We start from the raw sequence: 12,271 nt of genomic DNA on the forward strand, positions 1-12,271 counted from the left end.
TAATCATGCGTTGGATCAGCAAGTGTGCAAAGCGACGCGTTTGACGTCGCGAACCGGCTAATATACCGGCTTTTTCCGTCCCGTCGTCAATGGATTCCGCGCAAAAACCGACCGCTCGCCTGACCACCCTGGAGTGGCGCGCCACCACATCGCTCGCGCTGATCTTCGCCCTGCGCATGTTCGGCATGTTTTCCATCCTGCCGGTACTGGCCATCTATGCACGCGACCTGCCCGGCGGCGACAACCAGTTTCTCGTCGGCGTGGCGCTCGGTATCGACGGCCTCGCCCAGGCCTGCCTGCAGATCCCCTTCGGCCTGCTCTCCGACCGCTTCGGCAGGAAGCGCATGATCTATCTCGGCCTCGCCCTGTTCGCTCTGGGCAGCTTCCTCGCCGCCAGCGCGACGACCATTCACATGATCATCCTCGGCCGTCTGGTGCAGGGCACTGGCGCGATCTCCGCCGCCGTGATCGCCCTGCTCGCCGACCTGACGCGCGAGGAACACCGCTCCGCGTCGATGGCGGTGATCGGCATGAGCATCGGCGTCACTTTCGGCGTCTCGATGGTACTCGGGCCAACACTGAACCACTATATCGGCGTGCCCGGCATCTTCGCGCTGACCGGCGTGCTGGCGCTGCTGGCCCTGCTCGCAGTGCGCTTCATCGTGCCCGCCCCGCTCGCCAGCCGCGTCCATGGCGACGCCGAGACCGTGCCGGGGCAGCTCAGGGCGGTGTTAAAGAACAGCGAACTGCAACGCCTCAACTTCGGCATCTTCAGCCTGCACGCGGCGATGCGTGGACTGTTCGTCGCCGTGCCCTTGCTCCTGCTCAATGTCGGCGGCATGGCGGTAGAAACTCACTGGAAGGTCTATCTGCCGGTCATGGCGCTCTCCTTTTTCGGCGCCGTACCCGCCATCATCGTCGCCGAAAAATACGCGCGCATGAAACCGGTATTCTGCGGCGCGGTCGGCTTGCTGTTCATCTCGACCATCCTGATGGCGGTGCTGGTCAACCACTTCGCCGGCATCGTGATCGCGCTGTTCCTGTTCTTCCTCGCCTTCAACCTGCTGGAAGCCACGCTGCCATCATTGGTGTCGAAAATCGCGCCGGCCGGGAGCAAGGGCACAGCGATCGGCGTCTATAACACCGGGCAGTTCCTCGGCCTCTTCCTCGGCGGTGCTATCGGCGGCTTCCTCGCCCAGCACGCCGATTACAGCGCCGTGTTCGCCTTCAGCTCCGGGCTCGGTATCGCCTGGTTCACGATGGCCATCTCGATGCAGAAACCGCCCGCGGTGAAGACGCTCATGTTCCATGTCGATGTGAAAAACGCGCAAACGGCGGATGCGCTGGCGGCGGCGCTGGCAAAGTTGCGCGGCGTCACGGAAGCGGCGGTCTCAGCCGACGAAGGCGTGGCTTATTTGAAGGCCGACCAGCACGACTGGGATGAGGCCGGAGCGCAGGCCTTGATGGCCCGATACAAGATTGCCCTGGTCATGAAAACCTGAAGCCTTTTCATACGGCGCCAAGGACAAGCAACAGGAACAGCACAACGAGCGAAAACTCCGCCGCGATGGCCATCCAGCAGGAAATGGACAGGAGAAGATCGTCCAGTTCACGGAAGCGCAGCGACCATATGTACTTCACCAGCGCCAGACGCGGCGCGGCACCGCTTTTCAGGGTAATCGAGGGCTGGCCCAAGCCGGCCCAGGCCGAGTGGTGCCTGCTTTGCAGGCGGCACAGCAGCCAAGCGCCGTTTACGAGGGAAAACATCAGGACGGCAAGGAACGCGAGCATCATTTCTGCACCTGCATACGGTTCTTGTGGATAGTCATCAGCATATTCTTGGCCTGGCCCCCTTTACTTCCCTAAGGGGTGGTGAAGCGGGAATCGATGCCGAGGTATTTCATTGGAATATTGGTGGTACGTCCCCTATTATCGCGAAACAGGCGGCGAAGCCGGCTGTTGGAGCGTCCCTCTCGAAGCGATTGTTAGACCGCATTTGTAGTACCAGAAATATCTGCATAGCGGCGCAGCATTGAGCCCCGAAAAACAGCGGCATACAAAGTTGCATAGATCAGTTCGGCGTCGTCAAACTCGCGCTGAGTCGCTTCGATCCAAGGACGATCAGAGCACGCTCGTCCTGGGTGGACTTGGTTGCGCATTTGTTTCAAGAGCTGCGCCAAGCCATCAGGCTTAATGGAGAAGGTGGTTGTCTCTATTAAGGGCAGCCACCCAGCATGAAGGCAAACTTGAATTAGATTATCAAAGGACCAACGGGTAAGGGTACTAGGGTCTTTGGGACGCTGCTTTGAAGGAAGGACTTTCGCGCTTTGAATTGCTTTGGTTTTTGAGCGCAGACACCTCAATAGGAGAAGTCCCTCCATTGCTGCTCCTAGCATGGTTACTGCGGCCGTGAAGGCTTTGGCTTGGGCTGCGGCTTTGGCTTCCAATTCGTAGCGCTTTACGGTATCAACTAAAGCAGGGATAAGTTCGTCCTTATGAAAAAGGGAGCGGCGCCCCCTTTCTCGCAGTCTTTCAAACTCTCCTTTGTTGCTCGCGAAGAGACTCGCGGCCTCATACCCCTCCAATTCGTTCAGTGTTTCGATGAACCGCCGGTCTGCTGCTGCAGACCATTCCGAACTTAGCTGACGATACTCAGGTGGGGCGTCTCTTGTCTGCCAGTATTGGCTTGGACCTAAGCCGTGCTCCTGTTCGATTTTGCGCATTCCGAATGACATTTGTTCAAGTTCTGGGTATGTCTTGCTGGCGATGCGGCCTTCATGAACCCCTTCTACGTAGTGCGCCACCATGAATACATACTCTTGCAGCGAAATTCGACGAGCCAAATACATCACAAATGCGAAATCGATCCACGACTTCGCGGTGATGGGGTCTTCCCAGTGATTCTTCTGTCGATTTTCGCGTGCCAGCTTTTGCTTCGTTGCTAGGTCAGGCAACACACTGCTTGCCGCTGCTCGTTCCTGAAGCTCCCGGAATGCCACTTCAATTTTCTTGCGTTGAGCAGGAGAAGTCCTCCGACGAACCAATGGTTTGAGTAAATATCGACGGACGTCAGTGCCACTTTGTTTCATGCGGTCTAACGTGATGTAGACATCAAAAACGCCGTATACGCCGGAGTGCTATGCCGTATACGCTGGGCATATTTGCGGTAACTTTCTGTTTCGAAAGCAACCACAACTTTCAAAGATGGCATCTATTTCCTCCAAAAACGGCGAGGCTAAAAACGCTGTTTCGCCTGTTGCTAAACCCGACTTTTGCATTGGTAATTAGGGAGTAACCACGCTTTCCCTTCAGCATCCATCCCAGATCGGTCTATCCAAACTGGATTAGACGATACATCCGGCATTTTGGCAAGCGCCGCCCGGGGGTAGGGGCCGCCGGGGTTGTGTGGCATACTTCCCGGCCATTCATGGAAGGAAATTGAGACAAGGGGAACGAGATGGCTTCAGTCAATAAAGTGATTCTGGTGGGCAATCTGGGCAAGGATCCGGAGGTGCGCTACATGCCGAGCGGCGAAGCGGTGACCAACATCACCGTCGCCACGACCGACACCTGGAAGGACAAGAACAGCGGCGAGAAAAAGGAAGCCACCGAGTGGCACCGCGTCGTGTTCTTCAAGAAACTGGCCGAGATCGCCGGCCAGTATCTGAAGAAGGGCTCGCAGGTGTATATCGAGGGCTCGCTCAAGACGCGCAAATGGGAGAAGGACGGCCACACCAACTACACCACGGAAATCGTGGCCGACACCATGAAGATGCTGGGCAAGCGTGAAGGTGGCGGCAGCCCGGACTATGACCGCGGCGAACGCGCGGCGGCCCCTGCCGCAAAATCCGCCCCGCAACCGGCCGCGGGCGGCATCGCCGATTTCGAGGACGACATTCCGTTCTAAAAGCCTTGCCATGAAACGCGAACGACTACTGGCCCGTTTGCGTAGCACCTCGCGCCGCGATCTTGCGATCGTCGGCCTCTCGGCTTTGCTGCTGGTGGCGGGCGGTTTCTGGGGTGCGGCGCAGTTCATCCGGCCCGCGCCGCCCAAGCAACTGATCATTGCCACGGGCTGGCCGGGCGGCGCCTATCAGCGCTATGCCGCCGAATACAAGCAGTTCTTCGACAAGTTCGGCATTCAACTGATCGAGCGGCCGAGCTCGGGTTCCATCGAAAACGCCGAGCTGCTGCGCGACGACAGCCAGGCGGTCGATGCCGCCTTCATTCAGGGCGGCACCACGGAACCGGTCGAGGGCGATGGGCTTGCTTCGCTCGGCGCGTTCTACTACGAACCCCTGTGGATTTTTTATCGCGCGGCGCTTTCGCCCGGCAAACCGCTCGAACGCATTGCCGATCTGAAGGGCCGCCGCATCGCCGTGGGCGGATCAGGCAGCGGCAGCCGGCAGCTGGCGCTCGATGTGCTCCATGCCAACGGTTTGGATGCCGGCGCGGCGAAGTTGCTCGATGCCGGCGGTCTTGACGCCGTAGCTGCGCTGACCGGCGGCAAAGTCGATGCGGTGATGGTGGTGGGACCGACGCAATCGGCGGCGGTCTGGATGCTGCTCTATACGCCGGGCGTCAGGATCATGAATCTTGCCAACGCCGAGACCTATGTGCGCATGTTCCCCTACCTGTCAACGGTCGTGCTGCCGGAAGGGGCGGTCGATCTGGTCAAGAACATTCCCCCGCGCGACATCAATCTGTTGGCGCCGATGGCCACCATCGCGGTGCGATCGGGCACTCATCCCGCCCATATCGATCTGCTGCTGCAGGCAGCGCGCGAGGTACATGGCCGCCCCGGCATCTTCCATCGCCCCGGCGATTTTCCCAAGGCGCAGGGCGTCGACTTCCCGCTGTCCCCCGAGGCGGAGCGCTTCTACAAATCGGGCAAGCCGTTTTTGCAGCGTTATCTGCCGTTCTGGGCAGCAACGCTGATCGATCGCCTGGTGGTGATGCTGATTCCCCTGTTTGCGATCCTGATTCCCGTGCTGCGCTTCGCCCCGGCGCTGTACGGCTGGCGCGTGCGGTCACGGATTTTCCGTCACTATGGCGAACTCAAGTTTCTCGAGGCTGATGTCGAATCCGACCCCGGCAGCCATACGCGCCAGGAGTGGCTGGACAAACTGGAGGGAATCGAGCATGGCATCAACCACATTGCCGTGCCGCTGGCGTTTTCGGACAGGCTGTTCACATTGCGTACACATCTGGCGCTGGTGCGCGAAACGATCCTGAAAAAGACCGCGGCATAAACCTGGGAAAGCCTTAGTCGCAGAGTACACAGAGGAAAGGCAAAGACAAACCGGGGAATCTGTTTTGTTTTTCTCTGTGTCCTCTGTGATCTCTGTGGCTTGAATTTTAAAGCCGGCGGATTTTTTCCAGCAGCGCGGTAGTCGAACGCTCGTGGATGAAGGGGATGGAATGCACCTTGCCGCCCCAGCCGGTCACTTCGCGGTAGCCGACGATTTTTTCCACGGCCCAGTCGCCGCCCTTCACCAGTATGTCGGGATGCGATTCGAGAATGCGCGCCAGCGGCGTGTCTTCATCGAAGCTGGTGACCAGGCTGACGCACTCCAGCGCGGCCAGTACCGCCATGCGATCATCGAGCTTGTTGACCGGCCGCTCGTCACCCTTGCCGAGCCGCCGCACCGAAGCATCGGTATTGACCGCTACCAGCAGGCTGGCGCCGAGCGCCCGCGCCTGGGCGAGATAGGTGACATGGCCGCGATGCAGGATATCGAAGCAGCCGTTGGTGAATACCAGCGGGCGCGGCAACGACGCAACACGCGCCGCCAACTGCTCCGGATCGCAGCGCTTGGACTCAAAGCCGGGCGCGGCGTATGACATTAGCGCACCGGAGCCTTTGAGGTATCCGCCGGCCGATTGTCGAGCCGCCTCGCTTCATCATCCGAAATGTATTCGAACAGGCGCACCACGCCGAGCACGCCGGAGGTTTCGCGCGCGATCTGCGTCGCATCATCGCCCTCATTGCGCGTGACCAGCCCCATCAGATATACCGTGCCGCCCTCGGTCACCACCTTGACCAGATTGGCCGAGAACTTGCCGTAATCGACAAAGCGCGCCTTCACCTTGGAGGTGATCAGGGCGTCGTTGCTGCTGCCACCCAGCGAAGCGAGGCCAGAGATGCGCAGTTCGTTCTGCGTCGCCTTGACATTGGGTTGGGCCGCGACGATCCGTTCGATTTCGGCCTTGGTCGCGGCATCCGGCACCTCGCCGGTAATCAGTACGGTACGGTTGTAGCTGGTGACGTTGGTATGCACCCGATCGCCATATTTCTCGCCGATGCCTTTGTTGGCGCGCAGTTCGATGGCCTGGTCCGTCACGTAGGTGTCCGAGGGGCGGCGGTCGGAGATCATCAGCGCCCCGGCACCGATGCCCACGGCCGCGATGCCCAAGCAACCGGCAAGAGTGGGCACAAGAGCGGCAAGCAATGTCCAGGTGGCGAGTTTCTGTTTGATGTTCATGTGGGTTCTCCCAGCAATAAATGATCGATGCCATCGCACAGGCAGTGGATAGCCAGCAAATGCACTTCCTGAATCCGCGCCGTGCGATCGGCCGGCACACAGAGATGCACATCGCCCTCATGCAAGAAACCGGCCATCTTGCCGCCCGCCTTGCCGGTGAGCGCGATAATGGCAATGCCAATTTCATGCGCGGTCTTGATCGCCTCGATCACATTCGGCGAATTGCCGCTGGTCGAGATTGCCAGCAGCACATCGCCCTTGCGGCCAAGGGCGCGCACCTGTTTTGAAAATACTTCCTCGTAGCGGTAATCGTTGGCAATCGAAGTCAGCGTCGAGGTGTCGGTGCTGAGGGCAAGCCCGGCCAGCGGTGCGCGTTCGCGCTCGAAGCGGTTGACCAGTTCGGCGGCGAAGTGCTGCGAGTCCCCAGCCGAGCCGCCGTTGCCACAGGCCATGATCTTGCCGCCGGCCTTGAGGCAGCCGGTCATGACGTCAATGGCGCGTGCAATGGGCTGCGCCATTGCCGACAGTGCGACCTGCTTGACCTTGACGCTGTCTTCGAACTGCTGACGGATGCGGTTTTCTATGCTCATGGTGAAGCGATGCCTTCAAGTTGATGTCCGATTTTAACGTGCTGCCGTGCCACGCTGGACATGATCGGCATGAAAGGACGTAAAACGAGGTAACTTGCTCCAATCGAGCGCAGCGAGCTAATCAATAACCCCGCCCCGGGGCGGGGATGGGGGTGGGGGACGTTCAATTTGCTTTTGCGTTTTGTCATCATCAGTGGTGCAACAATCATTGTGTGAGCATTAATGCTTCATAGCACGGCAAATACATCAATCAGCAAGCGCTCGCGCGGATTCGGATGTTGTCGCAGACACGCGACACGGACTTCGATTTTGCCGCCCCGGTCCATCTCCATGGCCACCGCACGGTTTTCGCGCCGCGGCAGGTAACCGAGTTTCACGCCATGCCATTCGACGCGCACCGCATTGACATCATGGGGATTGTCCGCTTCCCTGACCAGGGTCAACACGTCGCCGACCTTCATGGCCTCGAAATTCGCCGCGGCGTCGTAGTGGCTGAACCCCGCCAGCGGTGAGCTTTGCACCAGCAGGCGGATGGCCTGCGCCTGTGCGTTGAAGCACAGCAAGGCCAGCAGGCTAATCAGCAAGGAACGCATTTTCAATCCACTCGATGCGCGCTTCATCGGGCGCGTCCATGACGACACAATCGAAACGACAATCCCGGTCGACAAACGCGTTGCCATGCCGCGACAACCAGTGCCGCGCGGCGAGAACGATGCGCTGTTGCTTGCGCGGCGTGATGCTGGCGGCTGCGCCGCCAAACTTGTCGCTGCCGCGCAGACGCACTTCGACGAATACCAGCGTGCGGCCGTCGGTGCAGATCAGGTCGATCTCGCCGCCGCGTACGCGGAAGTTGCGTTCCACCACTTTGAGCCCACGGTGTGCGAGAAAGCCGGCCGCGACATCTTCCGCCGCCTGGCCGCTGGCGGCGGCCCGCTTGCGCAACAGGGCCGCGGGCCGGACAATGCGATCCATGAATGACATGAAGAATACCGTTGAGAACAAGACAGTGGCATTGTATGTGGTTGCCACACCGATGGGCAACCTGGGCGACATCACCCTGCGCGCGCTGGAGGTGTTGCGCGATATCGATGCGATTGGCTGCGAAGACACGCGCCACGCATGCCGCCTGCTCGATCATTACGACATCAAGGCTACGACCTTCGCCCTGCATGAGCACAACGAACGCGAGGCCGGCGCGAAACTGATCGGCCTACTGCGCGAGGGGAAATCGGTTGCCCTGATTACCGATGCCGGCACGCCCGGCATCTCCGACCCCGGCGCTCACGCCGTGGCAATGGCACAAGCCGCAGGTTTCCAGGCCATTCCTGTGCCGGGGCCGAATGCCGCGATTGCCGCGCTCTCGGCATCGGGCTTGAGCGACGAGCGCTTTTTGTTCGCCGGTTTTCTGCCGACAAAACCGATGGCACGTCGTGCCGAGATCGAACGACTGAAACCGGTAGCCGCGGCGCTGGTCTTTTATGAAGCGCCGCATCGCATAGAAGAAACGCTTGACGACCTGGTTGCCTTGCTGGAACCGCAGCGCCAGATCGTGATCGCACGCGAACTGACGAAAATGTTCGAGCAGATTGTGCGCCTGCCGCTGACCGCAGCGCCTGGCTGGCTACAAGCGGATGAGAACCGCAAGCGCGGCGAATTCGTATTGATCGTGTCGGCGCCACCGCCGCATGAAGGACTGGATGTCGAGGCGGAGCGGGTGCTGCAAATCCTTGCCGCCGAACTGCCGACCAAACAGGCGGCGAAGCTTGCCGCCGAAATTACGGGGCGCTCGAAAAACGAGCTTTACGAGAGAGCGCTGACGCTCAAGAATGCCCCGATATAATCGACCTTCATGAAAACGCCTGTAACCACACTGAGCATCACCCGGCCCGACGACTGGCATCTGCATCTGCGTGACGGCATGGCGCTGAAATCGGTATTGCCCGACACGGCGCGCCGTTTTGCCCGTGCCATTGTCATGCCGAACCTGAAGCCGCCGGTGACGACGGTGGCGCAGGCCGCCGCCTACCGGCAACGCATTCTCGATGCCGTACCGGCAGGCCTGTCGTTTCAACCTTTGATGACGCTGTATCTCACCGACAACACGCCGCCGGCCGAGATCGACACCGCCAGGACGAGCGGCATCGTCCATGGCGTGAAGCTCTATCCCGCCGGCGCCACTACCAATTCCGACGCGGGCGTGACCGGCATTGCCAAATGTGCAGCAGCGCTGGCGCGCATGGAAAAGATTGGCATGCCCCTGCTGGTGCATGGCGAAGTCACCGATCCCGAAGTCGATGTGTTCGACCGCGAGGCCGTATTCATCGAACGCGTCATGCGGCCGCTGCAACAGGACTTTCCCGGCCTGCGCGTGGTGTTCGAGCACATCACGACCACGGACGCCGCCGATTACGTCAGCGCCGCTCCCGCCAACGTCGCGGCGACGATCACCGCGCATCATCTGCTGCTCAACCGCAATGCCCTGTTCCAGGGCGGCTTGCGCCCGCATCATTACTGCCTGCCGGTATTGAAGCGCGAAGCGCACCGTCAGGCATTGCTGCGTTGTGCAACATCGGGCAGCCCGAAATTCTTTCTCGGTACCGACTCCGCGCCACACGGCAGACGCAGCAAGGAAATCGACTGCGGCTGCGCCGGCTGCTATACGGCCCATGCCGGCATCGAACTATATGCGGAAGCTTTCGATGCCGCCAATGCGCTCGACCGGCTCGAAGGCTTCGCCAGTTTCTTCGGTGCCGATTTCTACGGCCTGCCGCGCAATGCCAATCGCATCGCCCTGGTGAAACAGCCTTGGCCCGTACCCGCGGAACAGCCCTTCCTGGCCGACGATATGCTGGTGCCATTTCGCCACAACGAAACCGTGGCGTGGTCTCTGCAAGGTTAAAAACCGCATACGTATACAATCGCGCTGGGAAGTTCGCCAGGCAATCGCTGGATGCTCTGCATCTGGAGGAAAGTCCGGGCCCCATAGAGCGGGATGCTGGCTAACGGCCAGGCGTTATAAGTAGCGGCAACGCTACCCAAGGCGACAGACAGTGCAACAGAAAGATACCGCCTAAGCTCGCAAGAGCCGGTAAGGGTGAAATGGCGGGGTAAGAGCCCACCGCGGACCTGGCGACAGGGACGGCACGGCAAACCTCATCCGGGGCAAGGCCAAATAGGGGAGCAATGACGTGGCTCGCGTCGCTCCCGGGTAGGCTGCTTGAGGCCGTCGGTAACGGCGGTCCCAGAGGAATGATTGCCCACGACAGAACCCGGCTTATCGGCGGACTTCCCACCTTCCCGACCTCGCGCCCACTCCTTATGTATTACTTTCGGTTTGATTTCTACCCCCATTGTTTTTATTGTGATTTACAAACCAGAAATCGCTGCGGAAAGCCGTCCTAAGTCTTTGTCCTGCCAAGAAAAAATCACGGTTTCCCCCTTGACCGCAAGAAACTTCTCCCCTAAAGTGGGAAGAAGTGGGAGAAAGTGGGAATCGGGGTGATTCCTGCCCAAAAAGGGGGTTCCGTGTTTCAAGGAGCGGCGGCACTGAATCTGGACGCAAAAGGACGCATGGGGATACCTGCGCGTCATCGCGATCTGCTGGCCACCCTGTCCGATGGGCACCTCGTCCTGACTGCCCATCCGCATCGCTGCCTGCTGCTTTATACGCAAGCCGCATGGGAGCCCATTCGCGACAAAATTCTTGCCGCGCCCAGTCTCGAAATGCAGTCGGCGATGCTGCGTCGTCTGCTGGTGGGCTTTGCGGTGGATGCCGAACTCGATGGCGCCGGCCGCTTGCTGGTCGCGCCTGAACTGCGTGGCTATGCCGGCCTGGATAAGCAGGTATGGCTGGTAGGGCAAGGCAGCCATTTCGAAATCTGGAGCGATGCCGGCTGGAAGGCGCAGCAGGAGGCGATCTTCTCGCTCGGCGACAAGTTGCTGCCGCCGGGCCTTGAAAACCTCACGCTATGAACCATGTCAGCGTGCTGCTGACCGAAGCCGTCGAGGCACTCGCAGTGAAGCCGGATGGAATCTACGTCGATGCGACCTTCGGTCGCGGCGGCCACAGCCGCGCGATCCTGGATCGGCTCGGCCCGAAGGGACGATTAATCGCGCTCGACCGCGATCCGGCCGCCATTGCCGCGGGCCAGGCCATCGCCGACCCGCGCCTGACGCTGGGGCATGCCTGGTTCGGCGAATTGGCGGACGTGCTCGACCGGCTGCAGATCAACGCGGTGAATGGCGTGCTGATGGATATCGGCGTCTCGAGTCCGCAGCTCGACGAGGCGGAACGGGGATTCAGTTTCCGCTTCGATGCGCCGCTCGACATGCGCATGGATACCACGCAGGGGGAAACCGTCGCCGAATGGCTGGCGCGGGCATCACAACGTGAAATAGGGGAGGTACTCAAGGACTATGGCGAAGAACGGTTTGCTCATGCGATTGCAAAGGCGCTTGTTGCTGCTCGGAGCGAGCGCGGTATATCCACAACAGGACAACTTGCCGCGCTCGTGGAAAAGGCCGTGCCCACGCGGGAACCGGGCCAGCATCCGGCGACGCGGAGCTTTCAGGCTCTACGGATTTTCATCAATCGCGAGCTTGAGGAGCTTGCGTTGAGCCTGCCCCAGGCCACCGATCGCCTGGCGCCGGGCGGACGCCTGGTGGTGATCAGTTTTCATTCCCTTGAAGACCGCATCGTCAAGCGCTATCTGCGCGAACAATCGCAACCGGTGCAGCCGCCCAAGGGCGTGCCGGTGCGCGCCGCCGACCTGCCGCCGCCGCGCCTGCGCCTGGTCGGCAAGCCGGTGTTCCCCGGCGCGGTCGAAGTCAAGGCCAACCCGCGCGCGCGCAGCGCGGTGATGCGGGTTGCGGAGAAGTGCGCGTGAATTCGCGGCTGAACACCATCCTCGTTCTGGTCGCGCTGATTTGCGCCCTGTCCATCGTGGCGTCGAACCATCGCGCACGCAAGTTGTTCATCGAACTCGATCGCGAACAGACGCGCATGCATGCACTCGATGTCGAGTGGGGGCAGTTGCAGCTTGAACAAAGCACCTGGGCCAATCATGCCCGCGTGGAAAAAATCGCGCGCGAAAAGCTGCAAATGAAAACGCCGCCGGCCAGCCAGATAATGTCGCTTGGCAGTGGAGTCTCTCGATAATGTCGATGTTAAATCGAGCCGCTGTTTCCCTCACCCCC

At 60.4% G+C, this 12,271-nt stretch carries 15 protein-coding genes and 1 other RNA gene; 9 read left to right on the forward strand and 7 right to left on the reverse strand.

What is annotated here, in order from left to right; translation table 11 throughout:
• Positions 1 to 89 precede the first annotated feature (89 nt).
• The gene (locus tag K5E80_RS09805; RefSeq protein WP_220635974.1) at positions 90 to 1,502 is read left to right on the forward strand and encodes an MFS transporter; all 1,413 of its coding nucleotides are present in this window, start codon (positions 90 to 92) and stop codon (positions 1,500 to 1,502) included.
• 7 nt (positions 1,503 to 1,509) lie between these two features.
• On the opposite strand, the gene K5E80_RS09810 is transcribed toward K5E80_RS09805, so the two are convergent.
• On the reverse strand, positions 1,510 to 1,794 hold the full coding sequence (locus K5E80_RS09810) for a hypothetical protein (protein WP_220635975.1): 285 nt from the start codon (positions 1,792 to 1,794) through the stop codon (positions 1,510 to 1,512).
• Between the two features lie 191 nt (positions 1,795 to 1,985).
• Positions 1,986 to 3,089: a hypothetical protein gene (locus K5E80_RS09815; RefSeq protein WP_220635976.1), complete on the reverse strand. Its 1,104-nt coding sequence runs from the start codon at positions 3,087 to 3,089 to the stop codon at positions 1,986 to 1,988.
• Positions 3,090 to 3,457: 368 nt separating this feature from the next.
• Here K5E80_RS09815 and ssb point away from each other — a divergent pair, with 368 nt between their 5' ends.
• The gene (gene ssb, locus K5E80_RS09820; RefSeq protein ID WP_220635977.1) at positions 3,458 to 3,907 is read left to right on the forward strand and encodes a single-stranded DNA-binding protein; all 450 of its coding nucleotides are present in this window, start codon (positions 3,458 to 3,460) and stop codon (positions 3,905 to 3,907) included.
• Between the two features lie 10 nt (positions 3,908 to 3,917).
• On the forward strand, positions 3,918 to 5,252 hold the full coding sequence (locus K5E80_RS09825) for a TAXI family TRAP transporter solute-binding subunit (protein WP_220635978.1): 1,335 nt from the start codon (positions 3,918 to 3,920) through the stop codon (positions 5,250 to 5,252).
• Positions 5,253 to 5,358: 106 nt separating this feature from the next.
• Here K5E80_RS09825 and rfaE2 read toward each other — a convergent pair whose 3' ends face one another.
• The 5 genes from rfaE2 to K5E80_RS09850 form a co-directional block, all read right to left on the reverse strand.
• Positions 5,359 to 5,847 carry a D-glycero-beta-D-manno-heptose 1-phosphate adenylyltransferase gene (gene rfaE2, locus K5E80_RS09830; protein WP_220635979.1) on the reverse strand — a complete coding sequence of 163 codons (489 nt, stop codon included), beginning with the start codon at positions 5,845 to 5,847 and terminating at the stop codon, positions 5,359 to 5,361.
• Positions 5,847 to 6,485: a BON domain-containing protein gene (locus tag K5E80_RS09835; protein WP_220635980.1), complete on the reverse strand. Its 639-nt coding sequence runs from the start codon at positions 6,483 to 6,485 to the stop codon at positions 5,847 to 5,849. Before K5E80_RS09835 ends, rfaE2 begins: the two co-directional genes overlap by 1 nt.
• Entirely contained in the window at positions 6,482 to 7,075 is a 594-nt protein-coding gene (locus tag K5E80_RS09840) for a phosphoheptose isomerase (protein WP_220635981.1), read from the reverse strand. The genes K5E80_RS09835 and K5E80_RS09840 overlap by 4 nt, the downstream gene beginning before the upstream one ends.
• Positions 7,076 to 7,302: 227 nt before the next feature.
• The gene (locus K5E80_RS09845) at positions 7,303 to 7,668 is read right to left on the reverse strand and encodes an HIRAN domain-containing protein (RefSeq protein WP_220635982.1); all 366 of its coding nucleotides are present in this window, start codon (positions 7,666 to 7,668) and stop codon (positions 7,303 to 7,305) included.
• Complete coding sequence (locus K5E80_RS09850) at positions 7,649 to 8,056, reverse strand: YraN family protein (protein ID WP_343213241.1); 408 nt, start codon at positions 8,054 to 8,056, stop codon at positions 7,649 to 7,651. The genes K5E80_RS09845 and K5E80_RS09850 overlap by 20 nt, the downstream gene beginning before the upstream one ends.
• Between K5E80_RS09850 and rsmI the strand changes: the two genes are divergently transcribed.
• From rsmI to ftsL, 6 genes are all read left to right on the forward strand, one after another.
• Entirely contained in the window at positions 8,055 to 8,915 is an 861-nt protein-coding gene (rsmI, locus tag K5E80_RS09855) for a 16S rRNA (cytidine(1402)-2'-O)-methyltransferase (protein WP_220635983.1), read from the forward strand. The two genes, K5E80_RS09850 and rsmI, sit on opposite strands and share 2 nt — an antisense overlap.
• Positions 8,916 to 8,924: 9 nt before the next feature.
• Complete coding sequence (gene pyrC, locus K5E80_RS09860; RefSeq protein WP_220635984.1) at positions 8,925 to 9,974, forward strand: dihydroorotase; 1,050 nt, start codon at positions 8,925 to 8,927, stop codon at positions 9,972 to 9,974.
• 28 nt (positions 9,975 to 10,002) lie between these two features.
• Positions 10,003 to 10,368: RNase P RNA component class A (gene rnpB / locus K5E80_RS09865), an RNA gene on the forward strand.
• Positions 10,369 to 10,600: 232 nt separating this feature from the next.
• The gene (gene mraZ, locus K5E80_RS09870) at positions 10,601 to 11,047 is read left to right on the forward strand and encodes a division/cell wall cluster transcriptional repressor MraZ (RefSeq protein WP_220635985.1); all 447 of its coding nucleotides are present in this window, start codon (positions 10,601 to 10,603) and stop codon (positions 11,045 to 11,047) included.
• The gene (gene rsmH, locus K5E80_RS09875; RefSeq protein WP_220635986.1) at positions 11,044 to 11,961 is read left to right on the forward strand and encodes a 16S rRNA (cytosine(1402)-N(4))-methyltransferase RsmH; all 918 of its coding nucleotides are present in this window, start codon (positions 11,044 to 11,046) and stop codon (positions 11,959 to 11,961) included. Before mraZ ends, rsmH begins: the two co-directional genes overlap by 4 nt.
• Positions 11,958 to 12,233, forward strand: a complete 276-nt coding sequence (gene ftsL / locus K5E80_RS09880) for a cell division protein FtsL (RefSeq protein ID WP_220635987.1) — start codon at positions 11,958 to 11,960, stop codon at positions 12,231 to 12,233. Before rsmH ends, ftsL begins: the two co-directional genes overlap by 4 nt.
• Positions 12,234 to 12,271 lie beyond the last annotated feature (38 nt).

The organism is Georgfuchsia toluolica, assembly GCF_907163265.1.
GTDB classification, from domain to species: Bacteria; Pseudomonadota; Gammaproteobacteria; order Burkholderiales; family Rhodocyclaceae; genus Georgfuchsia; species Georgfuchsia toluolica.

Bases quoted from the DNA above. Each gene is read 5' to 3' on its own strand.
- rsmI (WP_220635983.1), top strand. From the start codon at position 8,055: ATGAAGAATACCGTTGAGAACAAGACAGTGGCATTGTATGTGGTTGCC.
- ssb (WP_220635977.1), top strand. From the start codon at position 3,458: ATGGCTTCAGTCAATAAAGTGATTCTGGTGGGCAATCTGGGCAAGGAT.
- K5E80_RS09805 (WP_220635974.1), top strand. From the start codon at position 90: ATGGATTCCGCGCAAAAACCGACCGCTCGCCTGACCACCCTGGAGTGG.
- K5E80_RS09850 (WP_343213241.1), bottom strand. From the start codon at position 8,056: ATGTCATTCATGGATCGCATTGTCCGGCCCGCGGCCCTGTTGCGCAAG.
- K5E80_RS09810 (WP_220635975.1), bottom strand. From the start codon at position 1,794: ATGATGCTCGCGTTCCTTGCCGTCCTGATGTTTTCCCTCGTAAACGGC.
- pyrC (WP_220635984.1), top strand. From the start codon at position 8,925: ATGAAAACGCCTGTAACCACACTGAGCATCACCCGGCCCGACGACTGG.
- rfaE2 (WP_220635979.1), bottom strand. From the start codon at position 5,847: ATGTCATACGCCGCGCCCGGCTTTGAGTCCAAGCGCTGCGATCCGGAG.
- rsmH (WP_220635986.1), top strand. From the start codon at position 11,044: ATGAACCATGTCAGCGTGCTGCTGACCGAAGCCGTCGAGGCACTCGCA.
- K5E80_RS09835 (WP_220635980.1), bottom strand. From the start codon at position 6,485: ATGAACATCAAACAGAAACTCGCCACCTGGACATTGCTTGCCGCTCTT.
- K5E80_RS09840 (WP_220635981.1), bottom strand. From the start codon at position 7,075: ATGAGCATAGAAAACCGCATCCGTCAGCAGTTCGAAGACAGCGTCAAG.
- K5E80_RS09815 (WP_220635976.1), bottom strand. From the start codon at position 3,089: ATGAAACAAAGTGGCACTGACGTCCGTCGATATTTACTCAAACCATTG.
- K5E80_RS09845 (WP_220635982.1), bottom strand. From the start codon at position 7,668: ATGCGTTCCTTGCTGATTAGCCTGCTGGCCTTGCTGTGCTTCAACGCA.
- K5E80_RS09825 (WP_220635978.1), top strand. From the start codon at position 3,918: ATGAAACGCGAACGACTACTGGCCCGTTTGCGTAGCACCTCGCGCCGC.